Source organism: Neisseria subflava, assembly GCF_003044935.1.
Taxonomy (GTDB): domain Bacteria; phylum Pseudomonadota; class Gammaproteobacteria; order Burkholderiales; family Neisseriaceae; genus Neisseria; species Neisseria subflava_E.
This window is the reverse complement of record NZ_POXP01000001.1, coordinates 333685-359542: the sequence shown is the minus strand read 5'-3', so window position 1 is coordinate 359542 and position 25858 is coordinate 333685. Positions and strand designations below refer to the sequence as shown.

Genomic DNA, 25858 nt, shown 5'->3' with positions numbered 1-25858 from the left:
TGGTAGTTTCTGCAATTATCAAAACGTCCTGAATCATACTGAAGGCCGTCTGAAATGTATAGTCAGCAAAACTTTAGCTGCTTTTGAAATACCTTTTTATAGCTGGATTTTTTCAGACGGCCTTTATTCTTTTTGCATTTAATGGCTATCTATTACTGCATTTTTAAGTAGAAAGCCCAATTTCTAAAAAAATTTTTTAAATTTAATTTCTTTAATAATTAATATCTTACTTATAAATTAAATAATAGGAACAATTATCATTTGCAAATTTAGAAAATCGCCGTATAATACAACCCATCGAAACAAAACAACCGCACAACAGAATGAAAGGAGAAGAAAATGCCCGAAAGTATTTTTAAGCAAGTCTCCCTTGACATTCTGAGACTGCACCAACAAGCCATCCGCTCTTTAATCGCCACCAAGTGTTGCGATGAGTGCGAAGTACACGACGCAGTATTCATTACTTTAGATGGCCGCTATTATGTTTGGCTCCCTTGCATGGGCAAATCGCCCCAATCAGAAACCGGCATCCTGCTGATTGAAGATGAAGACGGCAATACGCGTTTGAGCTGGGTTGCCGGTACACGCGAAGTCAAACAAAAAGACAGTCTGTACAACCGCGTTGTTTCCGCCCTGCAAAGAAAAATGCAGCGCACGAAAAACAAGTTTATCCAATCGGCAAACGCACGATTGCTTGAGCTAACGCCTCAGCAAGGCCGTCTGACGACAAACAGCAAAGATTTTTCGCTTTCACCACATGACTTGATGAAAGCACTTTATCCGGCAACACATCAAATAGGAGAATTTGCCCTGTAACAGTTTTTGGTAGTGGTTTGTGTTCCTTTTGCGCCCCTTAACATTTTAAAGGGGCGATTTTTTTGCCCCTACTTTTCAGACAGCCTCAAAACCGGTTTTCCAGTACAATAAAGGCCGTCTGAACATTTCCTACTTTTCAACCAACCATGCAACTGCTCAAATACATCCAATCGCAAGGCCTCGGCAGCCGCAAGCAATGCCAATGGCTGATAGACAATGACTGCATTGCCATTAACGGCGAAATTCATAATCGTGCCAAAGACAATATCGACCCGTCTCAAGTGCACACCCTGTCTGTTGACGGCGAAGAAATTGCCGCCGTCCCCATGCCCTATTTCTACATTCTGCTTCATAAACCTGCAGATTACGAAACTTCGCACAAACCCCAGCAATATCCAAGCATCTTCAGTCTGTTTCCCGACCACATGCGCAATATCGATATGCAGGCAGTCGGCCGCTTGGATGCAGACACAACCGGCATTATTCTTATTACCAACGACGGGCAATTTAACCATCGCGTTACCTCGCCCAAACACAAAGTTCCGAAGCTCTACCGTGTCACTTTGAAACATCCTGCCGACGATACCCTTTGCACTACGCTGAAAAACGGCGTTCTCCTGCATGACGATCATGAAACCGTCGCCGCAGTCGAAGCAGTATTAGCCGCCCCAACCACATTGATGATGACCATTACCGAGGGTAAATACCATCAGGTCAAACGCATGATTGCAGCCGCAGGCAACCGTGTCGAGCAGCTCCACCGTGAGAAATTCGGCGACTGGAATGTCGATGATTTGGCCGCGGGAGAATGGAAATTTATCCAAATCTAAAAAAGTTCTAAATTTTTTCGATAAATTTTTAAACAATATGGATTTTTTATTTATTTAAAATCAAACATCTAAATCTTATCATTTTTATTTAACAGAATTTAACACTGTAAAGACTGAACTATTGTATAATTCGCCTGTCTGAGTAACACTTGCTTCGAAAGAAGTGAGTAAGTGAGTAAGACGTTTTCCCCGTAATGTGTTTGGCCATCTATACTTTCCCCTTAGTATAGATGGTTTTTTTTATCTAAAATTTGGCAATCAAGCGGGCGTACTTTCAGACGGCCTTTCTCATCTAAAGAAGCCATCATTACTAAACCTCATCTCCCACTCATTACCTTGCCATTCCTCCTTTTCTCTTTCTCGTCTCTTCCGCATCAATCTGTACCATTCCAATTTCAGACAAATCGTTTTATAGAAAGAAAAACCATCGGCGACTATCCAAGCTAAGGTTACAGGATGTTATTAGACAACCTTAGAGAAATACCATCTTTGTTGCCGACATATTTGAAAGCACACCTTAGTGCTATCCAATCTCCTCACAACAACCCTTTCCCATATCCCACTTTTCAGACGGCCTTTATCGTTACGGCTCTTTCAATCATTCGTATCGCTTCAGACAAATTCTCTGTTTGCAGGTTTCAATACCAAGCAAACCAGAGAAACCCACTAAAAATTCTTCATTACATAGTTTTTTTAACTAATTTTCTTTTCAGACTTTAGTCAAGATTCGTTAAATCTTTGCGGTAAAATGTTGTCTTTATTTTAATGCATCTGAGTATTTATGTCTTCCAATCAACCCCGTCAAACCTGGTCCAACCGTTTGACTTACATCCTTACCGTTGCCGGCGCGACTGTCGGCTTTGGTGCAACTTGGCGTTTCCCGTATTTGGTCGGTGAAAACGGCGGCGGTGCATATGTGTTTCTGTTCTGTATCGCCATGCTGGTCATCGGTATTCCGATGATTTTGGTGGAAAACGTCATCGGCCGCCGTAAAGGCGTGAACGCGCTGGATGCGTTTGGCGGCACAATGAATGGCAAACCCGTTGCCAAAGTTTGGAAATTGGTCGGCTGGATGGGCCTGCTCGGCGCATTCGGCATCATGGCCTATTACATGGTGCTCGGCGGCTGGGTTATCAGCTACATCATCAATATCATCGGCGGCAATTTGGACATTTCCAGTCCGGTTTCCGGAGAAGTCACCAAAAGCTTCTTTACCGAACACATCGAAAACAGCCCTTGGGAAATTGCGTTTTACACCTTCCTATTTGTGGTTGTGAACCAATGGATCTTGGTCAAAGGCGTGATCGGTGGTATTGAAAAAGCGGCAAAATACCTGATGCCTTTGCTGTTTTTATTCCTGATTGCCATGGTTGTGCGCAACGTTACCCTGCCGGGCGCAATGGAAGGCATCATCTTCTATCTGAAGCCTGACTTCAGCAAAATTACAGCCGAACTGTTCGTCTTCGTTTTGGGCCAAGTATTCTTCGCCTTAAGCTTGGGTTTCGGCGTGATGATTACGTTATCCAGCTATCTGGATAAAAACGAAAATCTGGTTCAGACGGCCGTGATTACCGCGATTACCAACACTTTGATTGCCGTGTTGGCCGGCTTTATGATTTTCCCTTCCCTCTTCAGCTTTGGCGTCGCCCCTAACTCCGGCCCGACGCTGGTGTTCCAAAGCCTGCCGATCGTGTTTTCCAATATGTGGGCAGGCCCGGTGTTTGCAGTGATTTTCTTCTCACTGCTTCTGATTGCCGCGCTGACGACTTCTCTGACGATTTATGAAGTGTTGATTACGACGATTCAGGAGAAAACCAAAATCCGCCGTACCGCCGCGATTACGATTGTCTTGGCCGCCATCTTCATCTTCGGCAACATTCCGTCTATTTTGAGCTACGGCCCATGGAAAGATATTTCCGTGTTTGGTAAAAACATTTTTGATGCCTTTGACTATATCAGCGGCAATATCCTGTTTATGCTGACCGCGCTCGGCTCCGCGCTGTTTGTCGGTTTCGTGATGAAGGATGAAGCGAAGGACGAATTGCTCTATAAAGGCAACCATACGACGGTCAATATTTGGTTTGCTTATGTGAAATACCTCGTGCCGTTGGTGATTCTGCTGATTTTCATCAGCAACCTGTTCTGATAAGCAAGCATATAAAAAGGCCGTCTGAAATATTCAGACGGCCTTTATTAACTATGCTTTATTCTGCCCAGTTTTTCTTCTTACTGGTTTTACCGATACCGGGGTTGAAGCTGTTGGTCGGGTCAAGTTTTTTATAGAACTGTTTCAGTTCAGGCTTGGCTTCATACAGATGACCGACGTTGTGCTCGGCAGGATATTGCGCGCCGCGTTGGTCAAGCAGATGGAGCATTTCATGTTCCAAAGCCATGCAGTCGTTGCCTTTTTTAATGATGTAGTCCTGATGGAACACATGACACATAAAATGTCCGTAATACAATTTATGGATGATTTTATTGTCGATTTCAGGCGGCAGTGTTTCAAACCAATCACGATCATCACGGCGCAAGGCGATATCGAGTGCAACCAAATCCTCTACTTCATCATCATGTACAGAACGATAGCGGATCGCGGCAGAAGCCACAGCAAAGCGATGCAGCATGGCCGCCTGCGTTTCTTCGGCATTACATTCGAAGAATGCGCCGCCATGAGTTGCAAAATATTCCTTCAAGAAAGCACGCGCTTCTTCTACGCCCTCGCCACCCATTTTTAAAATTAGGTGATGTTCATATTTATCCCGATAGTTGCGCATAGATTTCGGCAAGTGATCAGGCAAAATTTTACTGATCAGTTGCATGAATTTATCAGAGAAGTGTTTTGGTAAGAAACTTATCTTTTTGCTGAATCTATCCACACGGGCTTTCAGATCAAACAGTTTCGGAAGTTGGTGGGTACCGAACGTCTTAATGATATAAAACGTATCTTTACCATAAACGGCAGCAATATCAAAAGCATGACGATGGATATACTCTCCGGAAATAGGCAGGTTTTTAAACTCGCTCAAAGCGGCACGACGAATATCGGTCAGCTCATTAATATCATTGGTGCCGATATAGAACACGGCAGTTTGCTTTTCTTGAGGGAACGTATCCAGACGCACGGCAAATACCATCAGCTTGCCCGCGCAGCCTGAAGCCTCGTAATGGCGTGCAGGGTCGGCATTAAAACGGGCGGCAGTCGGTTCATTCACTTGGCGGACATGATCGCAGTATGCATGGTCATGCCCTTTGCCGGCATCTTGCGTAATGTCTTTTCGCTGATAATGGAAACCTTGCAAGTTGGTCAAAATTTCTTCAGGGGTTTCGCCCAAATCAATGCCCAAATGGTTGACCAGCTCCAGCTTGTCCTCTTCGTTGATTTGCGCAAACAGGGCCATTTCCGTATAAGCCGGACCACGCTGTACCAATGCACCGCCGGAGTTATTACATACGCCACCCAATACAGATGCGCCGATACAGGACGAACCAATTACAGAGTGCGGCTCACGGCCTAAAGGTTTCAGCAGCAGCTCCAATTGATTCAGGGTAGAACCGGGCAGGCAGACAACCTGTTCGTTATTGTTAATCGGCTGAATGATGTTCAGACGCATGGTATTTACAATCACGATATCGCGGTCGTAATCATTGCCGTCAGGAGTCGAGCCGCCGGTCAGGCCGGTATTGGCGGCCTGCGTAATCACGATAACATCAGCCTCAACACACGCCTGCAAGATTTGCCACATTTCCAAAACCGTACCAGGACGGACAACTGCCAGCGCCTTACCTTCGCCAAAACGGTAGCCTTGACGGTATTGTTCAGTTTTTGCCGGGTCTGTGATGATATATTTTTCGCCGACGGTTTGCGTCAGCCGACTGATTAATTGTGTAGCATTCATTGCATACTCCTTGAGAGATTAATATATTTATTAAATTGCAAGTATTGTAGTAATCCGTTCCATCAAAGTAAAGGCAAAACCCGTTTTTTAAACTCATCTTTTAAATAAACAAAAGGCCGTCTGAAAATTTCAGACGGCCTTTTGTTTTAAGCTTGAATAATCAGATTATTCGGTTGCTTTCTCTTCGCGAGCAGGAGCTTCCAGCAAAGCTTTGATAGACAGGCGTACGCGGCCGCGATCGTCTACTTCCAATGCTTTCACGTTCACAACCTGACCTACTTGCAGGTAGTCGCTGACATTGCGTACGCGCTCGTGGGCGATTTGGCTGATGTGTACCAAACCGTCTTTGCCCGGCATTACGCTGACAATCGCGCCAACGTTGTTGTCGAGGATTTTAACCACAGTACCTTCGTACACTTTGCCCACTTCCACTTCGGCAGTGATTTCTTCGATGCGTTTTTTCGCTGCATCGCCTGCTTCTTGAGTAGTCGCAGCGATAGTGATGGTACCGTCTTCAGCGATATTGATTTCAGTACCGGTTTCGGCAGTAATCGAACGAATGGTTTCACCACCTTTACCAATAACATCACGGATTTTGTCTTGGTTGATTTTCATGGTGAACAAGCGTGGCGCGTGTGCTGACAGCTCTTGTGGACCTGCAACAGCGGCTTTCATCTGATCCAAGATGTGCAAACGTGCTTCTTTGGCTTGAGCCAAAGCGATTTGCATGATTTCTTTGGTAATACCTTGGATTTTGATGTCCATTTGCAGCGCGGTCACGCCTTCGGTTGTACCGGCTACTTTAAAGTCCATATCGCCCAAGTGGTCTTCATCGCCCAAAATATCGGTCAGAACGGCAAATTTGTTATTGTCCAAAATCAGACCCATGGCGATACCGGCAACGTGTGCTTTCAAAGGCACACCGGCAGACAACAGGCTCAAGCAGCCGCCGCAGACGGAAGCCATAGAGGAAGAGCCGTTGGATTCGGTAATTTCAGAAACCACGCGCATGGTGTAGCTGAAATCTTCAGGTTCTGGCAATACGGCCAACAATGCACGTTTAGCCAAACGGCCGTGACCGATTTCACGACGTTTTGGCGCTCCTACGCGACCCACTTCGCCGGTAGAGTATGGAGGGAAGTTGTAGTGCAGCATGAAGCGGTCGGTGTATTCGCCGGACAGCGCATCAATGATCTGCTCGTCGCGTGAAGTGCCCAAAGTTGCAACCGCCAAAGCTTGGGTTTCGCCACGGGTAAACAGTGCAGAACCGTGAGTGCGCGGCAATACGCCGGTTTGAATGTTCAACGGACGAACAGTGCGGGTGTCGCGACCGTCAATACGCGGTTGGCCGTCCAAAATTTGGCTGCGGACAACATCGGCTTCCAAGTGTTTGAAAATGCCTTTGATTTCGTTGGCTGCCAAAGTGTCGGTTTCTTCGGTAATCAACGCTTCTTTTACAGCACTCCAAGCTTCGTCCAATTTGGCAGAACGCGCTTGTTTTTGACGGATTTTGAACGCTTCTTTAATGGTTTCGCCGGCAATTTCGCGTACTTTTGCAACCAATTCTTCATTGGTTTCAGGTGCTTTCCAATCCCAAACTTCCGGGTTGACTTCGTCGGCAAACTCATTGATGGCGTTAATGGCCACTTGCATTTGATCGTGACCGTAAACAACCGCACCCAACATCACTTCTTCAGACAAGATGTCGGCTTCGGATTCCACCATCAACACGGCTTTAGAAGTACCGGCAACCACCAAGTCCAATTGTGATTTGGCCAATTCGGCTTTAGTCGGGTTCAAAACGTACACGCCGTTTACATAACCCACGCGTGCCGCACCAATCGGACCAGCAAACGGTACGCCGCTCAACACCAGCGCGGCAGATGCACCCAACATTGCAGGAATGTCAGAATCAATTTCAGGGTCAACAGACACCACCATCGCTACGATTTGGATGTCGTGGTAGAAACCTTCAGGGAACAAAGGACGGATCGGACGGTCGATCAGACGGCTGGTCAGAATTTCTTTTTCGCTTTGTTTGCCTTCGCGTTTGAAGAAACCGCCGGGGATTTTACCTGCTGCGTAAGTACGCTCGAGGTAATCGACAGTCAGAGGGAAGAAGTCTTGGCCTTCTTTCACTTCTTTGTTGGTAGTCACAGCAACCAAAACAACGGTGTCGCCCATAGATACTTTAACGGCAGCAGCGGCTTGGCGAGCGATTTCGCCGGTTTCCAAAGTAACGGTTTGATTACCGTATTGGAAGGTCTTAACGTGTTTATTGAACATCATTGTTCCTTTCAAAATACCGCACTGCTAAAACACTAATAATGCACACTAAAATCCGAATGTGCATAGTTAGGGTTTCAGACCGTGCGGCAGGTTATAAACAAGCTTTCAGACGGCCTTTAAGGCGCTGAAAACAACTCTCGATTATAAAGGCAACCATCCTTAAAATCCAGTATTTATACAATAAAAAGGCCGTCTGAAACATATCTCTTTCAGACGGCCTTTAAACTTAAAAATCAATCCTGAGTCAGCAAAGTCAATGCTTCCTGATATTTTTCGACTGTTTTTTGAATCACATCGGCAGGCACTTTAGGTGCAGGCGCTTTTTTATTCCAACCGCTTTGCTCCAGCCAGTCGCGGACAAATTGTTTGTCAAAAGACGGCGGATTGGTGCCGACTTTGTATTGGTCTGCAGGCCAAAAACGGCTGGAGTCAGGCGTTAATACTTCGTCCATCAAAGTCAGCGTACCTTCTTCATCCAAACCAAATTCAAACTTGGTATCGCAAATAATAATGCCGCGAGATTTGGCATATTCGGCCGCTTCTGTATACAGCTGAATCGCTTTGGTGCGCACTTCCGCCGCCAATTCTTTTCCGATAATGCGTTCGCATTCTTCAAAGCTGATGTTTTCATCATGATCGCCAACCTCGGCTTTGGTTGATGGCGTAAAAATCACTTCAGGCAGTTGTTGCGCTTCCTGCATACCTTCAGGTAGTTGAATCCCGCAAACAGAACCTGTTTTTTGATAATCTTTCCAACCGCTGCCTGCCAGATAACCGCGCACAATAGCCTCTACTTTCACCGGAGTGAGTTTTTTAGCCACAACGGCGCGTTTTTCTAAAACTTTGGCTTCGTTTTCAGGCAAAACGTCGTAAACCGTATGGCCGGTAAAGTGGTTAGGCATGACATGAGCCAGTTTTTTAAACCAAAAATTGGAAATCTGCGTCAGAATCTCCCCTTTACCCGGAATCGGGTCATCCAAAATCACATCAAATGCAGACAGGCGGTCGGAAGCAACCATCAACATTCGCTTATCGTCAATTTCGTATAAATCGCGTACTTTGCCGGAGTAGATTTTTTTCAAGCTGATTTCAGACATTTTGGGTATCTCTTTGGTAGACAGAAGAATGCAGTATTTTAGCCCAATTTGGAATTTTTCGTCAGATTGTTTACAAAATAAAGGCCGTCTGAAACCTTATATTTTGGTTTCAGATGGCCTTAACCGTTGATTTCAGAGAAGAACCCTGAAAATCACCATCCTATCAGATTACAGAAGCTTGAGTCTGATCTTGGATTTGGTTCACAGCAGACAGAGAGTAGTAGTCGCCGTGGCCGGTTACTTGGTAAGTGCTACCGTCAGCAAACTTGAAGTTTTCAACTTTGTGATCGTTACCGGTGAACCAGTCATCGATGGTGATGCTATCGTTAGTACCGACAGAAACAGTCAGGTTAGCACCAGATTTGCTCAGCAATACGTCGGAAGCTGCAACGCCTTTACCGAACAACAGGGTGTCATTACCACTTTCTTCACGGATAGTGTCGTGACCGTAACCTTTGTCGAAGAAGTAAGTATCGTTACCGGTACCACCGATCAGGATGTCGTTGCCGACACCGCCGTCGAGGTAGTCGTTACCGTCTTTACCAACCAGACAGTCGTCGCCGGCCAAACCGTACAGATGGTTGTTGCCGCCGTTACCTTCGATGTTGTTGTTCAAAGAATTACCGGTACCGTTCAGGTTTTGCATACCTTGCAAAATCAGGTTTTCAACGTGATCGGTCAGTGTGTAGTCAATAACGGTACGAACAGTATCAATACCGGCGTGTGCATTGCCGTACTCGATAACTTGGTCGTTAACGTTGTCAACGAAGTAAACGTCGTTACCGTCGCCACCGCGCATGATGTCCGCGCCGGAACCACCGTTCAGGTAGTCGTTACCGGCACCACCTTGCAGGTAGTCTTTACCTTCTTCACCGTACAGAGAGTCACCGTCGGCATCGCCGTAAATGGTGTCGTTACCGGCACCGGCGTAGATTACGTCTGTGCCGTTGCCACCGTAGATGATGTCTTCGCAAGCAGTACCATAAATGGTATCTTTAGCATCGGTACCACGGATAACGTTGCCGTCTTTGCAGTCTTCAGCTCGGATGACATTACCTGGGTTTTTGTCTTCGTGACCGTATGAGTTGTTTTGGTTATGGTCGTCAACACAGTCTTTGCAGTCTGGCTCAGGTTTCGGTTCTGGTTTAGGCTCTGGCTTAGGCTCAGGTTTTGGTTCTGGTTTAGGCTCAGGTTTCGGTTCTGGCTTAGGCTCAGGTTTTGGTTGTGGTTTTGGTTCTGGTTGCGGTTCTGGCTGTGGCTCAGGTTTAGGCTCAGGTTTTGGTTGAGGCTTAGGCTGAGGTTTAGGTTGTGGTTTTGGACATGGGATCGGTTTGATTGGATCGCAGTTGTAAGGTGGGCAAACCGGAACACATTTGTAGTTAGGAGTTTTTGCCGGTGGGCAGAAAGCCGCAATAGCAGAAACCAAACCAGTTACCGCATTAACTACTGACACGCCGACGCTGGCAATGCTAGCGATGCTGCCGATAGAAACAGAAGATTTTGCTGCAGGAGCGCAGTAGTAAGAAGAGTAGGAAGCCTTAGGCGCAGGAGCGCAGTAAGAACTAACCAGGGGTCTAGTATAATACCCCCCGTAACAGTATGCCATAATAATTACTCCCAAAAGTTAATAAAATATTGGGTTGACGGAACGAGCAAATCCGCCCTTGCCCAATTATTATTTTAGTAATATTTTGCAAAATATTTACTCAAAAATATCAAACGGTAGAATTTGCCGATAAAAGGACGGAGTTTCGCCTGTTTTTAAATTCCATTATCCTAGCAACAATAAAAACATTAACATTGATTCACACTCTCTCAAACAGCATAGATCCTTTATCTATCTTGTTAAAAGCTGAATTTTAACTCTAGTTATAGTAAACAAACATAATACCAATAAGTGGTTATTATTCTGGATAGATAATATCGACAATTTACCCAAATACAGCCGCCTCTGCATTTTGTTCTACGCCAATAATGTGAATTTGTCGTATTTACACTATAATGATACGAACACCTATTTAACAGCTATCAGAGGAGATACTCAACCATGCGTACTTTATTGACCGGAGCCAAAGGCCAGCTTGCCCGTTGTCTGCGCGACCGCCTGCCCGAAGATTGGGAACTGATTGCTACCGACTCTACTTCGCTGGACATTACCGATACCGAAGCCGTGCATCACATGATCAAAAATTTCCAACCAGATGCCATCGTTAATGCCGCAGCTTACACTGCCGTCGATAAAGCAGAAGAAAACGCTGAAGCCGCTTTTGCCGTCAATGCAAGCGCTGTTCACAACCTGGCTGCAGCCGCCCGCGCCGCACACGCCCGCTTTATTCATATTTCCACTGATTATGTATTCGACGGCGAAGGCAAATGCCCTTACCGCGAAACCGACTACACCAATCCGCGCAGCACTTACGGTCAATCCAAAGTAGCGGGCGAGCTTTTGGCTTTAGCCGCGCATCCGGAAAGTACAATCGTCCGTACTTCATGGCTGTTTAGCGAATACGGCAACAATTTCGTTAAAACCATGCTGCGCCTTGCCAAAGAACGCGATTCCCTCTCCATTGTCCACGACCAAACCGGCTGCCCGACTTATGCAGGCGACTTGGCTCATGCCATCATCAGTTTATTGCAACAGCCCACTTCCCCACGCGGTATCTTCCATTACTGTGGCAATAAATCGGCAACATGGTACGAATTTACCAAAGCCATCTTTCAGACCGCCCACCAATTAGACGACAGCTTCCGCATTCCGGAACTGAACGCAATCACCACCGAACAATACCCCCTACCCGCTCCGCGTCCGGCATACAGCATTATGGATTGCTCACGCCTAGAGACCGAATTCGGTATCAAACCGTCCGACTGGCAAAAAGCCCTGCGCGAAATTCTCCGCAAAATCGACTGATAAGCTGATCCACCTATATCAAGGCCGTCTGAAAACATATTTTCAGACGGCCTCTTTGTTTCTTTTATATCAAATGCTTTATCTATCCAGTCTGTCATTTGAAAAGTGCTACAATAGCCGTTTATTTTATTTTTCAGACGGCCTGACAATATGTGCAACCATCATCCTAAACATTCACACGATAATGACACCATCCGCATCCGCGGCGCACGCACGCATAATTTGAAAAATGTCGATTTGGACATTCCGCGCCACAAGCTCGTGGTGGTAACAGGATTGTCCGGCAGCGGCAAATCGTCGCTGGCATTTGATACTTTGTATGCCGAAGGCCAACGCCGTTATGTTGAGAGCCTTTCCGCCTATGCCCGTCAATTTTTGCAGATGATGGACAAACCCGATGTCGATTTGATCGAAGGCCTGTCGCCCGCGATTTCCATCGAGCAGAAATCCACCAGCCACAACCCGCGCTCCACCGTCGGCACGGTTACGGAAATCCACGATTACCTGCGTCTTTTGTACGCACGCGTCGGTACGCCGTATTGCCCCGAACACAACCTGCCGCTATCCAGTCAAACCGTATCGCAGATGGTCGATGCCGTATTGAAACTGCCGGAAGACACGCGCGTGATGATTCTTGCGCCGGCGGTGCGTGAGCGTAAGGGCGAGTTTGTCGATTTCTTTGCCGACTTGCAGGCTCAGGGCTTTGCGCGTGTACGCGTGGACGGCGAGGTCTATCAGCTTGACGAAGTACCGAAGCTGGAAAAAAACATCAAGCACAACATCGACGTGGTCATCGACCGCGTTAAAGTAAAAGCCGACATCAAACAACGGCTGGCAGAAAGTTTTGAAACCGCGCTGCGCCACGGCAACGAGCGCGCGCTGGCGATGGAAATGGACAGCGGAGAAGAACATTGGTTCTCCGCGCGTTTCGCCTGCCCCGTATGTTCGTACAGTCTGCCCGAATTAGAGCCGCGTCTGTTTTCGTTCAACAACCCGATGGGCTCTTGCCCGACTTGCGACGGTTTAGGCAATACCAACTTCTTCGATCCCGAAAAAGTGGTCGCCCATCCGGAATTATCCTTAGCCGCAGGCGCGATTGACGGCTGGGACAAACGCAACCAATTCTATTTCCAAATGATTCAATCGCTGGCGCATCATTATAAATTTGATGTCAATGCTGCTTGGGAAACGTTACCTGAAAAAGTCAAAAAAGTCGTGTTGCACGGATCGGGCAAAGAAGTCATCGACTTCACCTACCTGTCCGAACGCGGCACCACCTTCAACCGCAGCCACGCCTTTGAAGGCATCATTCCCAATCTCGAACGCCGCTACCGCGAAACCGACAGCGAAACCGTGCGCGAAAAACTGCGCGAATACCAGAACCACCGTGCCTGCCCGAGCTGCGGCGGCGCACGTTTACGCAAAGAAGCCCGCTACGTTTACGTCAGCGGCGAACCGTTGCACGAAGTCTCCGCCTGGCCGCTGACCAAAACCCACCAATTTTTCGAAACGCTGGATTTGGACGGTAACAAAAAACAAATCGCCGAAAAAATCCTCAAAGAAATCACCGAGCGGCTCGGCTTCCTGATTAACGTCGGGCTGGATTACCTAAACTTGAGCCGCTCCGCCGAAACCCTCTCCGGCGGCGAAGCCCAGCGCATCCGCCTCGCTAGCCAAATCGGCAGCGGCCTGACCGGCGTGATGTACGTTTTGGACGAACCCTCCATCGGCCTGCATCAGCGCGACAACGACCGCCTGCTCGCCACCCTCAAACGCCTGCGCGATTTGGGCAACAGCGTGATTGTGGTCGAACACGACGAGGACGCCATCCGCGAAGCCGATTTCGTCGTTGATATGGGCCCCGGTGCAGGCGAACACGGCGGCAACGTACTGATTGCCGACACCCCCGAAAACGTCGCCCAATGCGAAAACTCCATTACCGGACAATACCTCAGCGGCAAAAAATCCATTGCCGTGCCGTCTGAACGCACGCCCGTCAATCCCGAGCGAATGCTCGTCCTCAAAGGCGCGCGCGGTAACAACCTCAAAAACGTCACCCTCGAACTGCCGCTCGGTTTGATTACCTGCATCACCGGCGTATCCGGCAGCGGCAAATCCACCCTGATTAACGACACCCTCGCCAAAATTACCGCCCGCGAACTCAACCGCGCCCAAGAAGAACCCGCCCCATACGACGACATCCACGGCCTCGAACACCTCGACAAAGTCATCAACGTAGACCAATCCCCCATCGGCCGCACCCCGCGCTCCAACCCCGCCACCTACACCGGCCTGTTCACCCCCATCCGCGAACTCTTCGCCGGCGTCCCCCTCTCGCGCGAACGCGGCTACAACGTCGGTCGATTCTCCTTCAACGTCAAAGGCGGCCGCTGCGAAGCCTGCCAAGGCGACGGCGTCATCAAAGTCGAAATGCACTTCCTGCCCGACGTGTACGTCCCCTGCGAAGTCTGCCACGGCAAACGCTACAACCGCGAAACCCTCGAAATCCAATACAAAGGCAAAAACATCAGCCAAGTCCTCGACATGACCGTTGAAGAAGCCCGCGAATTTTTCGACGCCGTTCCCACCGTATCGCGTAAACTGCAAACCCTGATGGACGTAGGACTCGGCTACATCCGCCTCGGACAGTCCGCCACCACCCTCTCCGGCGGCGAAGCCCAGCGCGTCAAACTCGCCTTGGAACTCTCCAAGCGCGACACCGGCAGAACGCTCTACATCCTCGACGAACCCACCACCGGTCTACACTTTGCCGACATCGCCCTGCTGCTGGAAGTCATAGGTCGTCTGAAAGGCAAAGGCAACTCGATAGTGATTATCGAGCATAATCTTGACGTTATAAAAACTGCTGATTATATTGTCGACTTAGGGCCTGAAGGGGGAGATGGTGGGGGACAGATTATTGCTAAAGGATTTCCAGAAGATGTTGCAAAAATAAGAAAAAGTTATACTGGTCAATATTTAGCAAATATTTTATTTGATATTTAGAAATCTCTTTTTAGGATAGCACTATGAACGAAGATATCATTAACTTACATGTAAAAAATTTTAGAGCTATACACGAAGCCGAAATTAAAATTAATGGAATAACTGTTGTTGCAGGGCTCAATGGATGTGGTAAAAGTACTTTATCCAAGTTACTTTATTATGTATTCAAAGTAACTAATAATTTTGAACAATCTGTTGCAAAAGAGATAAATAGTGAATTAAACAAATTTAGAAGTGCTGTTATATACTTATCAAATACTATACGGGTTAATACGCAACTTCTCGTTTCAATTCATCAAAGATTGTTTGAATTTGAAGAGAATAATATTCTTCTTAAAGAAAGAAATATTTTGGACTTTCTTGATTGGTTATCAAATAAAATAAATGAAGATAAAGGAAAAAATGATGATATTAAAAAAAATCAAATAGAACGATCTATCGTAATTTTCAGGGATATTTTTAAGGGTGATTCAAGTTTAAAGACTGAATTAGATCAACTTTCATCTGCTACAAACTTGGTACCCTTTGTTAATATTCTAAAGATATATGTTAATAGTTTATATAATCGATTCAATCAACATCTTATTACAAAACCTAGATTATACTTGCACAGAGAAATTCGAGAAGCTTTCCATACCGCTAGTTTGCCAGACTTAATTGAAGTGTCAGAATTTTCAGAATTAATTATTTCTGGAAAACAAACAATGCAGACTCCTTTTAGTATTTTAAATGTAATTTATATAGATACACCTATGCTACTAGGAAATAATGAAATTTCTCACTGGAATGATGTTAATTTAAAATTACTTTATCAAGATAGCATCATTGATGATAGATCAAATCAAAATATTGAAAAATTCTTTTTTAATGATATATTAGAAGGAAATGCTACTATTGAATATAATGAAGAGTTAGATCATTTTGTATTTAGAACTAAACAAGGCATCGAAATTGATTTAAGAGATTGTGCAACGGGAATAAAATCTTTTGCAATTATTAATTTTTTAGTGAAAAATAAATCAATTAATGATAAGACACTCTTAATCCTAGATGAACCAGAGGCTCATTTACATCCTCAATGGATTGTTGAGTATGGAAGAATGCTGACACTGATTAATAAATATATCGGTGCAAAAATATTCGTTGCAACACATAGTCCTGATATGGTTCAGTCTCTAAAATATATCCCTAAAAAAGAAGGGATTGAAGATAAAGTTAACTTTTATTTAGCAAAACAAGTATCTAACCTGCAATTTGATTTTAAAGATTTGGGGGATAATATTTCAGAAATATTTGACTCATTTAATATATCATATGAAAAACTTGAACAATATGGAGAGGATTAATGTCATATATTAACACTCCTCCTTGCATTCAAAATATATTCAAAAATTATTTTGCAAGTAAACAGATTGAAATCTCTATACATCAAATAATCTGTCGAGAAGATGATATGGGAGAAGAGCCATACAAATTACTCAGCCCTAAGACTCGTGATTACGATACTCCCATATTTGATGATAGTTATCTATGTATAGATTTGGACTCACTTGAGTGTGCACGCCGAGAGAGAAGAAAAGGGAAAAAGCAAAATAATCCATCAATGGATATAGCTTTTTTTATTGAGGATAATGAAAATATTTTTACCGTATTAGCTGAATTTCGTCTTAATTACAAAATAGTATCAAATATCAAGAAAGATGAGTTAGATGGAAAGGTAACATATTCCACTCATTGCTCACGGCATTTTTTTAAACTACCAATTTACCAAAAACAATATTTTGTCTTCCCTCATGAGACATGTTCGCAGTTTAGACATCGTCTAGGTAGAATGAATCCTAAATGTTCCCCAAATTATATTGCAATAGATGTATCAACTCTATACTCAGAATTTTTTGATAAACAACCAAAGAAGTTTTAGCCTGCATACCCACCCCCGCGTATGTGCGGTACGCACGCACGCGGTTGTTTGATTGACAGTTTGCCGTTTTAAATTTTAACTTCATTGAAGCTAGCGCTTTCAGTTGCTTGATTGACGGTTTGCCGTTTCAACAAAGTTAAAACCTTAAATAACGAACCATTTCTTCCCCAACACTCAAGGTTTGATTGACGGTTTGCTGTTTCAACTTTTAACTTCGTTGAAGCTAGAGCTTTCAGACGGCCTCCAATGTCGTCTGAAAACATCAGCTTCAACGAAGTTAAAACCTTAAACAATAAACCATTCCTTCTCCAACACCCAAACCACAAGCAAAAATCCTATGGCGCGTTATCGCAGAAACTTCATTGCCGGCGGCACATTCTTTTTCACTGTCAAACTCGCCAACCCGAAATCGCACCTGCTTGTCGAACATATCGACTTCGCGTGCGGCTTATATGGATGTGCAAAAACAATATCCCTTTGAAACCGTCGCCGTATGCGTGCTGCCGAACCACATTCACGCCATTTGGACGCTGCCGCCTGACGATGCAGATTATTCCCTGCGCTGGCGGCTGATTAAAACCAAATTCTCCGCACATTTCCCTCGTGCAGAAAACCTGTCTGCCAGCAAACAGCGGCGGAACGAACGCGGTATTTGGCAACGGCGTTTTTACGAACACACCGTGCGCGACGAAACGGATTTGCAACGTTACGCGGACTACATCCATTTCAATCCTGTCAAACATGGATTATGTGACAATGTCCGCGATTGGGCGTTTTCGTCGTTCCACCGTTATGTGCGAGATGGATGGCTGCTGTTAGATTGGGGCGGAACAAAAGAAACAGCGGTAATGAGTTTTGGGGAGTGAATGCGCTATAAAACACTACCGACCGCGTGAGTAGCTATGCCACATACCTCACTTGACTTTAAGGTTTATTTATCTATAAATTATTTTGTCATCTTGACACATTAAAAAAATAAAATACAATCAAATCTTTACTGTTATCTCAAATTTAGGAATAACCATTATCATGAGTATTAAAGACTTTCTCTCCACTATGCTAAAACAAAAACAAGAAAAAGATGAAACAAAAATCCAAGTAAAACAAATTGTTGTAGAGCTAGAACAGGAAAATTTGGCATTTACTCAAGATAACCAAGAATTAGAGCCGGAAGCAGACGAAGATAATTCCGATATTCCTCAACCCGTACAAGAACTCAGTACTGCCATTAAAAGTATTCCCGGTATCAAACTTGCTGCGGTAAATCGCCATATGCTATTCGAAATCACATCGGATGATTTTACGCTTCCCATGTTTGGTGACTATCCGTTAGGTGCATTGAAACGGACTGATGGCGGTTTATCGGACGAAATCTTGATTTCGATCGACTTCATGATTACGCGTGATGAAACCGGATTGAATGCATTAGAGTTTTTGTCATGGTGGGTACGCGACTATGCACGAGGTGGAGATAGTATCCAGCTGCGCGCTCTAGCTCTTCCCCCAATCCCTGAGCAGTTTGGTAAAACTCTAACGTTCACCATCGACTATTTCTATGCTGATCCTGAACAGGATATTGATAAACTACTGAACAGTATCCAAAAACTAGCCGATAGTTTAAATGATGCAAAAATACAGTATTTAAACCAATAAGCTCTAACTGTTCACTTTAGCAAACTGTAGTCTGTATACTCAACCTATCGCGTGCGTGGTTACGCTACACCCCTACTGTAACTTCAAAACCTACGCGTAAGGCATGTACGGTACGCACGCGGTTAGTTTGATTAACTGTTTGCTGTTGTACATTTTAACTTAGTTGAAACTAACGCTTTCAGACGGCATAAGAAATGGCCGTCTGAAAACTGAAAAAGCTCATCTAAAACAACCATCCTAATTCACAAAACAAAAAACGGATTCCAAATCATTGGAATCCGTTTTTCTGTAAAGCTTAGCCGTATTATTTAGCTTCTTCTTTAGCGTCTTCAGCAGCTTCTTTGGCATCTTCCGCTGCGTCTTTTGCTTCTTCTTTAGCCTCTTCAGCGGCATCTTTAGCTTCTTCGGCTTTTTCTTCAGGAGTTTCTGCAGCAGGAACGCCTTTCAAAGCGTCCAAAGAAGTTTTACAAGTTGCATCACGCTGGTCTGCCGGCAGGTTTTTCAATGCTTCTTTGGTTTGTTCGAAAGATTTTTGCATCATGTCTTTGGTTGCGGCATCTACGTCTTTAGTTGCTTCGGCAAATGCTTTTTCGTACTCGTCACAAACGGCAGAAGAAGATGAGCCTGAACCACCGCATGCTGACAGGGACAGAGCTGCCAATAAAGCTGATGTTTTCATGTGTCTCTCACTTTTTTAAATTTAGGTTAAAGGATGTTATATGTTAATTCATTATATGAAGATGTCAAGAATTTTTGTTTAATTTAATCAAAACTATATCATTGAAAGAGCCTGCCTATCTCAACATGATCAAGGCCGTCTGAAATTTCAGACGGCCACTGCTTTTTTAAGTAATCCTTTTTTCAACAATTACGCCGCTTTACGGTGATAATGTCTGAGTGCGTGCTCTTTGCTCCGTCCGCTACTGAATGCGGATACGCGTTTCAGATAGCCGATGACGCGGGTGCCGTAATCGATGTCGTGGCTGCCACAGGCGGAACAGGCGTGTAAGGTACGTTTGTCGATATGGCCGCATTCGTTGCAAATGGTAATGCGCACGTTCACGCAGAAGTAGTTGCAGCCGGTTTGCGCGGCGATGTCTAAGAGCGAGCGGTAGCCGGATTCGGGCAGGGCTTCATCGAGGTTCAGGTGCAGCGCGGAGCCACCGTCGAGCCAGTCCACCAGTTCTTTGCCGTGCAGCAGGAATTTGTCGAGCGCGTTGATTTCTTCGTCTTCGACGACGTAGAAATAGGAGTTGTAGCATTCACGGCTGACTTTGTAGCCGTCGGCTTTGTCCCATTTGGCGTTTTTTACACCGAGGTTTTCGGCGGGGACAAACTCGGTGTTGAATTTCACGCCGTAGTGTTTGCTGGCGGCTTGGTTGGCTTCAAATATGGTTTTCAGACGGCCTTGGACGAAGTTGATGTAATCGTCGTTGTAGCCGACTTTAATGCCTTGCGATTCGGCGGCTTCCGCCATGCCGTTGATGCCGATGGTAAGGAACTGTTTGTCCAGCGTGATGAAGCCTGCATCGTAAACGGGCAGCATTCCGGCGGCTTGGTATTCTTCCATCAGTTTGCGGTAGGCGTATTGGTATTTGTGGATTTTGGCCACTTCGGCGGCAAGGTCGCGCCCGTCTTGCTCCAATCGGTTCATATTGATGGTGATGACGTTGATGGAACCGGTCGCTACGCCGCCCGCGCCGAGAGTGTAGCTGAAGGTTCGGTCTTCGATGGCGTTACGCAGGCGGCAGCAGGAAGCCAACGAGTCCGGATTGTCGGAAAGATAAACAAAGAAGGAATTGCCTTCCGCCAACTCTTTCGCCATTTCGTCGGCGAACACGGTGTCTTTGCATTTACCGCCGTCGGTCAGCATCGCAGCGGTCACGACAGGGAAAGTCAAAACGGCTTTGGTGCGCTCCTGATTGAACCATTTGAGGAAGAAGTTTTGCAGCTTCGCCACACTCGCCCACACCGGTTTGCTGAAATCGGGGAAGACGAAATCGCCGAACATCGCATCAAAATAGTATTGATCGTAAACGGAAATATTCCAGAATACGCTCTGATAGCCGCGCGCGGCGGCGGGCTGGTTAATGCTGTACACTACCTGCTGCATATGATTGGCGATTTCTTTGCCGTGGGTTTCCAAATAATCGTCGCCGTAGTCTTTACGGGCGAAGTAGTCGAAATAAGTCAGAAATTCCACCGTCGCCACCGCGCCGGCAAACTGCGCGCTAATGGCAAACACAAGGTTGATAAACGAGCCGCAAAACGATGCCAAATGTTGTGGCGCCTTAGATTCTCCGCCGAGTTTGCTTAAGCCGTCGAGCAGGAAGGGATACAGCGTAACCGACACACAATAAGGCTTGAGGCTGGTTTCGTCGTGCACATAAATCTCATGTGCCTCAATCTGGCGGATGTATTCGTCGGCGACGGATTGGTCGAAAATTTCGGCAATTTTGCGCGACACTTGGGCGCGGTTAATCTGCACGAAAAAGTCTTTCATGATTTCCGCTTCCATCGTAGCGATGTTCTTCTGGGTAACGTTGGCGTTGGCGTCCATTTTCGAGCCGTCCGCCGCGTTTTGCGCGCTGATGTAGTCGCGCATGAATTGTAGTTTTCCGTTTAACTGTTCGGGATGCAGCCGAATCATGTTAATTCTCCTGTATGGTTTGGTTGATTTATCAAGCAATGACGGTCAGGCCGTCTGAAACATCGCTGTCAGCGAATACAATAAATTCAATTTAAATCAGTGCAATACAGCATTGAGCTAAATTGAAGCCACTGGAAAAACTTTAGGCGCAGGTTTGTCTTTGATAAACAAGCGGTTCAACACTTCGCCCGTACGCAAATCAATAAACTTCTGATTGGTGGTCGGGCTGTCCAAGCCGCCCAGCTCCATCTGCCAGCGGCCGGTTTTCAGATACGTCAGATAAGGCAGAATGCCGTCTGAAACCGCCTCCAACTCCTCACACTCCAAACCGGTGTACAAGCAGGCTTTCAAACCCGCCTGTGTCACAATGGCCAGCATTTTCTGCAAGGCTTCCGGCTGCCATTCCCCACCCATAAACAACACGCAGCTGATTAATCCGCGATAGCGTTTCAGACGGCCTTTTAAATAATCCCCGGTCAATTCTGTGCCAATGCCCTCTTTCCATGTATCGGCACTGTGGCAACCTTTGCAACGCAACGGACAGCCGGAAAACAGAAATGCCAACGACACTTCGCCCGGCACTTCCTGCCATACAATTTGCTCGATTGTAAATTTCAAACCACTCATTGCAATACCACAAAACACAAAATATGGTGCGAATTAAAACACAAGACTACTAGATATGGTATTTTTATTTAACAATGTATTTTACCTATGCAATAGATTTTTATTATTTATATGATTGTCTATTACTATAAAAAGCAGTTTTAAACCAATAAAAAGACCGTCTGAACACGATTCAGACGGCCTAAAATTAAAATAAGAAAAGCAAACTCCGTTATAGCAAAGTCTATATAAATAAAACAAAAAAGGCCGTCTGAAATCATCTTTCAGACGGCCTCAATTTCAGGTTTTAGCCCCGATTTGAGCCTTTAACCATATCCATCAAAAACAATCGGCAATCCAAGTTGCCATTGAACAATGGAATTTTACGCTTCGGAGAAAGGCGCATAAATTTCGGCATATCGCGATCGCCGGTAAACATCCCAGCAAGCCAGCCTGCGTAATGCTGTTTCAACCATGTGCCCAGTTGAGGATAAAGCGCCTGCAAAGCCTGAATTTCGGCAAGGCGCACACCATAAGGAGGATTGGAAATCATAATGCCGTGTTCGCCGTTTGGTCGAGCGGCCTGCGCATCTTGCACGTCAAAGCGGATGAAATTATCCACTTCGGCGGCTTGGGCATTGGCCAATGCGGCACGAATCATATAACGGTCGTTGTCGCTGCCGGAAATTGGCGCGGCGGCCGGTTTGATTTGTTTTTCAGCTTCACGGCGCAGGGCTTGCCATTTTTCTTTGTCGAAGTTTTGCAGTTTTTCAAAACCGAAACGGCGCATCAAGCCCGGCGCACGGTGTGTCGCAATCCATGCAGCCTCAATGGCAATCGTGCCACTGCCGCAAAACGGGTCTTGGAAAGGCTGCGTACCATCATAGCCTGCCAAAAGCAGCAAACCTGCCGCTAAGTTCTCTCTTAATGGCGCTTCGCCGGTATCCTGACGATAGCCGCGTTTGAAGAGTGCTTCGCCGGAAGTATCGATAAAAATTTCCACATTGCGCTCATCGATAAAGGCATGAATACGGATATCGGGGTTGATTTTGCCCACGCTCGGACGCGCATCATAAATATCGCGGAAGGCATCACAGACGGCATCTTTGATTTTCAAACCGACAAAATCCAAGCTTTTCACATTGGCGCGCTTGCCTTCGACTTTGACTTTAAAGGTCTGTTCCAGCTTAAACCAACCTGTCCAATGCAGATTTCGTGCAAGTTTGTAGATATCGTGTTCGTTGCGATAACCGCCTTTGGTCAAACGCAACAAAACGCGGCTAGCAACGCGCGAATGCAGGTTGATGCGATACACCTGCTCCATGGTGCCTTTACATGCCACACCGCCGTCAACAGCGCGGATATCCTGACATGCCATGCTTTCGAGTTCCTGCGTCAAAGGCGCTTCTAAACCGCGAGGACAAGTAATAAAAAGTGAATAAACCGTCATATAGAACCTTTCCGGGTAGAGCTATCCGAACCACTCGGATAACAAATAAAAACAATATTATAGCCGAAAAACCAAAAGGCCGTCTGAAACTTCAGACGGCCTTTGAATAAAGCTTTCTTAGTGATCCAAACTGTCGGTTTCCACCTTAACCGCTTTATCGGTTTTATCTTCCGGTAAAACCAAGTTCAACAATACCGCCATAATACCGCCTGCGGAAATTGAGTTTTGGAACAATACAGGCAGGTTTTTGAACACTTCCGGCTCAAATGCCACGCCCAAACCTAAACCGACAGAAGTCGCCGCGATGACTGCTTCACGACGGCGAATACCGTGGCTGACCAAAATCCGCACGCCGGCAATCGCAATCAGGCCAAACATCAATACCATCGCGCCACCCAAAACCGGACTCGGAATCGTGGTAAATGCACGGCCGATAACGGGGAACAAGCCCAACAATACCAAAATCGCCGCAATATATTTGCCTACATGACGCGAAGCCACGCCGGTCATTTGAATCACGCCGTTATTTTGCGCAAAAGTGGTCAAAGGCAAAGAGCCCAACGCAGTCGCAATCACAGATACCAAACCATCTGCCAATACGCCGCCGCGCAGACGTTTGGTGTATTCCTCACCCTCAATCGGCTGCTCGGAGACCATCGCAGTCGCCGTCAAATCGCCCACTGCTTCAAATACGCTCAACAAGAAAATCGCACCGGCAACGATAAACGCGTGCCAATCAAATGCAAAGCCATATTTAAACGGAACAGGCAGGGTAATCAGCGGCAGGTTTTGCAGGGCGGAAAAATCCACTTTGCCCAAAAACAGCGCAACGATATACCCGACGATCAAACCCACCGCAATGCCGCTCATGCGCAGCAATGGATTCTTCAAGCAGTTGAAAACCAACACAATCAGCAACACCAGCGATGCCAGACCTAAGTTTTCCATCGAACCGAACGTACCGTCTGCTTTCGCACCGAAGCCGCCGCCGAAATCGGTAATACCGACATGCACCAAGCTCAGGCCAATCAGCATGACAACCACGCCGCTTACAGTCGGCGTAATCACTTTTTTCAAATAAGGCAAAAGCCAAGCGGAGAAACACACCAAAAACGCGCCGACAAAGGACACGCCCAAGAGCGTTGAAATCATCACATCTTCAGTCAAGCCGCCCTCTTTCATACCGGTACCGAGCGCAATCATCACGGTAACAAAAGAGAAGTTAACCGACTGAATCGACAACATACCCGAACCGACCGGCCCGAAACGGTTGACCTGCAAATAAGTACCGACACCGGAAGCCACCATCGCCATCGACACCAAATAAGCCGTCATTTCAACCGGCAGCTCCAACGCCCCGCCGACAATCAATGCCGGAGTAATCATCGGGACAAAAATCGCCAGAAGGTGCGTAACCGCACTCAACAACGCATTCCCAAACGGCGGCTTGTCTTCCAAACCATAAACCAAATCAAGCGATTCCGCCTGTTTTTCAGTCATTCCGGCCATGTTGAACCTTCTCTCAAGAATCGTTAAAAAATATTAAGATGCGTATTTTAACCAATTTGAAATGTATCAGCAAATTCAAAACCATCAGGCCGTCTGAAAGTTCCGTCCAGCCGTTTTCAGACGGCCTCAAACCGCCTTAACACATTTTAATTCTTGACATCATTTTTCCATCCCAAAACAAACAAACCAATGATTTAAAAATGTATTATTCATTAAGATAATGACAAGTCACCATTAAACGGCAAAGCCTCATAGCGGATATGTTTCACACAAACAACAAAGTAAGCTACAATCCACTGCATAATTCACCTACACCATAAAATTAAAAGGTTTCCGTATGTTAAAAGGCAGTCTAGTTGCCCTGATTACCCCGATGAATCAAGACGGCAGCATCAACTACGAACAACTTCATGACTTAATTGACTGGCACATTGAAAACGGTACCGACGGCATCGTCGCAGTCGGCACCACCGGCGAGTCAGCCACCCTGCCTGTTGAAGAACATTTGGCCGTTATTGAAGCCACTGTCAAACACGTCAACAAGCGCGTTCCCGTTATCGCTGGCACAGGCGCCAACAATACTGTCGAAGCCATCGCCCTTTCCAAAGCCGCTGAGCAAGCCGGTGCGGACTACACCTTATCTGTTGTTCCCTACTACAACAAACCTTCGCAAGAAGGCATTTACCAACATTTCAAAGCCATCGCCGAAGCCACTTCGATTCCGATGATTATCTATAATGTTCCCGGCCGTACCGTCGTGAGCATGAGCAACGACACTATTTTGCGTTTGGCCGAGATTCCGAATATCGTCGGCGTGAAAGAAGCCAGCGGCAATATCGGCAACAACATCGAATTGATCAACAACGTTCCTGAAGGTTTTGCCGTGTTCTCCGGTGACGACCCTACCGGTCTGCCTTTCATGCTGTGTGGCGGTCATGGCGTGGTAACCGTTGCAGCCAACGTTGCACCGAAACTCTTTGCCGACATGTGTCGAGCCGCCCTTGAGGGCGATATTGCGACCGCCCGTCGTCTAAACGAGCAACTTATCCCAATTTATAACACCATGTTCTGCGAGCCCAGCCCGGCCGCGCCCAAATGGGGCCTGAGCTTATTGGGCAAATGCGAACCCCATGTTCGTCTGCCTTTGGTAGCACTGACCGAAGCCGGTCAAGCCAAAGTCCGAGCCGCTCTGGAAAAATCAGGACAAATCTGATCCGGAAATAA

The 25858-nt window shown here is 46.2% G+C and carries 20 protein-coding genes; 10 read left to right on the top strand and 10 right to left on the bottom strand.

The window, feature by feature from the left end:
* The first annotated feature begins 339 nt into the window (after window positions 1–339).
* From DBY95_RS01760 to DBY95_RS01750, 3 genes are all read left to right on the top strand, one after another.
* Entirely contained in the window at window positions 340–816 is a 477-nt protein-coding gene (locus DBY95_RS01760) for a hypothetical protein (protein ID WP_003683363.1), read from the top strand.
* 146 nt (window positions 817–962) lie between these two features.
* Window positions 963–1646, top strand: a complete 684-nt coding sequence (locus DBY95_RS01755) for a 16S rRNA pseudouridine(516) synthase (protein ID WP_107723171.1) — start codon at window positions 963–965, stop codon at window positions 1644–1646.
* A gap of 781 nt (window positions 1647–2427) precedes the next feature.
* Window positions 2428–3792, top strand: coding sequence for a sodium-dependent transporter (locus tag DBY95_RS01750; RefSeq protein ID WP_107723170.1), 1365 nt, complete (start codon window positions 2428–2430; stop codon window positions 3790–3792).
* Between the two features lie 58 nt (window positions 3793–3850).
* Here DBY95_RS01750 and dld read toward each other — a convergent pair whose 3' ends face one another.
* From dld to DBY95_RS01725, 4 genes are all read right to left on the bottom strand, one after another.
* Window positions 3851–5542, bottom strand: a complete 1692-nt coding sequence (gene dld / locus DBY95_RS01745; protein ID WP_107723169.1) for a D-lactate dehydrogenase — start codon at window positions 5540–5542, stop codon at window positions 3851–3853.
* 165 nt (window positions 5543–5707) lie between these two features.
* Window positions 5708–7831: a polyribonucleotide nucleotidyltransferase gene (pnp, locus tag DBY95_RS01740; protein WP_107723168.1), complete on the bottom strand. Its 2124-nt coding sequence runs from the start codon at window positions 7829–7831 to the stop codon at window positions 5708–5710.
* 233 nt (window positions 7832–8064) lie between these two features.
* On the bottom strand, window positions 8065–8928 hold the full coding sequence (locus DBY95_RS01730) for a phosphoribosylaminoimidazolesuccinocarboxamide synthase (protein ID WP_107723167.1): 864 nt from the start codon (window positions 8926–8928) through the stop codon (window positions 8065–8067).
* A 163-nt stretch (window positions 8929–9091) separates the two neighbouring features.
* Window positions 9092–10534 (bottom strand): calcium-binding protein, encoded by a 1443-nt coding sequence (locus DBY95_RS01725; RefSeq protein ID WP_432760674.1) that lies wholly within the window; start codon window positions 10532–10534, stop codon window positions 9092–9094.
* 441 nt (window positions 10535–10975) lie between these two features.
* Between DBY95_RS01725 and rfbD the strand changes: the two genes are divergently transcribed.
* The 4 genes from rfbD to DBY95_RS10540 all read left to right on the top strand — a co-directional run bounded on the left by rfbD (window position 10976) and on the right by DBY95_RS10540 (window position 16766).
* Window positions 10976–11839, top strand: coding sequence for a dTDP-4-dehydrorhamnose reductase (rfbD, locus tag DBY95_RS01720; RefSeq protein WP_107723166.1), 864 nt, complete (start codon window positions 10976–10978; stop codon window positions 11837–11839).
* Between the two features lie 150 nt (window positions 11840–11989).
* Complete coding sequence (gene uvrA / locus DBY95_RS01715; protein ID WP_107723165.1) at window positions 11990–14845, top strand: excinuclease ABC subunit UvrA; 2856 nt, start codon at window positions 11990–11992, stop codon at window positions 14843–14845.
* Window positions 14846–14868: 23 nt separating this feature from the next.
* Window positions 14869–16191 carry an AAA family ATPase gene (locus DBY95_RS01710; RefSeq protein WP_107723164.1) on the top strand — a complete coding sequence of 441 codons (1323 nt, stop codon included), beginning with the start codon at window positions 14869–14871 and terminating at the stop codon, window positions 16189–16191.
* The gene (locus DBY95_RS10540; RefSeq protein WP_159068461.1) at window positions 16191–16766 is read left to right on the top strand and encodes a hypothetical protein; all 576 of its coding nucleotides are present in this window, start codon (window positions 16191–16193) and stop codon (window positions 16764–16766) included. Before DBY95_RS01710 ends, DBY95_RS10540 begins: the two co-directional genes overlap by 1 nt.
* 68 nt (window positions 16767–16834) lie before the next feature.
* Here the strand turns inward: DBY95_RS10540 and DBY95_RS01705 are convergent, their stop codons facing one another.
* Entirely contained in the window at window positions 16835–17059 is a 225-nt protein-coding gene (locus DBY95_RS01705) for a hypothetical protein (RefSeq protein WP_107723163.1), read from the bottom strand.
* A gap of 126 nt (window positions 17060–17185) precedes the next feature.
* On the opposite strand from DBY95_RS01705, the gene DBY95_RS01700 reads away from it, so the two are divergent.
* Window positions 17186–17632: an REP-associated tyrosine transposase gene (locus tag DBY95_RS01700; RefSeq protein WP_234394565.1), complete on the top strand. Its 447-nt coding sequence runs from the start codon at window positions 17186–17188 to the stop codon at window positions 17630–17632.
* A gap of 163 nt (window positions 17633–17795) precedes the next feature.
* Window positions 17796–18419, top strand: coding sequence for a hypothetical protein (locus DBY95_RS10585; RefSeq protein ID WP_199903843.1), 624 nt, complete (start codon window positions 17796–17798; stop codon window positions 18417–18419).
* Between the two features lie 304 nt (window positions 18420–18723).
* On the opposite strand, the gene DBY95_RS01690 is transcribed toward DBY95_RS10585, so the two are convergent.
* The 5 genes from DBY95_RS01690 to DBY95_RS01670 all read right to left on the bottom strand — a co-directional run bounded on the left by DBY95_RS01690 (window position 18724) and on the right by DBY95_RS01670 (window position 24634).
* Window positions 18724–19098 carry a DUF5339 family protein gene (locus tag DBY95_RS01690; RefSeq protein WP_107723161.1) on the bottom strand — a complete coding sequence of 125 codons (375 nt, stop codon included), beginning with the start codon at window positions 19096–19098 and terminating at the stop codon, window positions 18724–18726.
* A gap of 189 nt (window positions 19099–19287) precedes the next feature.
* The gene (gene nrdD, locus DBY95_RS01685; protein ID WP_107723160.1) at window positions 19288–21069 is read right to left on the bottom strand and encodes an anaerobic ribonucleoside-triphosphate reductase; all 1782 of its coding nucleotides are present in this window, start codon (window positions 21067–21069) and stop codon (window positions 19288–19290) included.
* Window positions 21070–21186: 117 nt separating this feature from the next.
* The gene (gene nrdG / locus DBY95_RS01680; protein ID WP_107723159.1) at window positions 21187–21696 is read right to left on the bottom strand and encodes an anaerobic ribonucleoside-triphosphate reductase activating protein; all 510 of its coding nucleotides are present in this window, start codon (window positions 21694–21696) and stop codon (window positions 21187–21189) included.
* 286 nt (window positions 21697–21982) lie between these two features.
* Window positions 21983–23125, bottom strand: a complete 1143-nt coding sequence (locus tag DBY95_RS01675) for a THUMP domain-containing class I SAM-dependent RNA methyltransferase (protein ID WP_036490660.1) — start codon at window positions 23123–23125, stop codon at window positions 21983–21985.
* A gap of 117 nt (window positions 23126–23242) precedes the next feature.
* Entirely contained in the window at window positions 23243–24634 is a 1392-nt protein-coding gene (locus DBY95_RS01670; protein ID WP_036490659.1) for a nucleobase:cation symporter-2 family protein, read from the bottom strand.
* Between the two features lie 337 nt (window positions 24635–24971).
* Between DBY95_RS01670 and dapA the strand changes: the two genes are divergently transcribed.
* Entirely contained in the window at window positions 24972–25847 is an 876-nt protein-coding gene (gene dapA, locus DBY95_RS01665) for a 4-hydroxy-tetrahydrodipicolinate synthase (protein ID WP_107723158.1), read from the top strand.
* Window positions 25848–25858 lie beyond the last annotated feature (11 nt).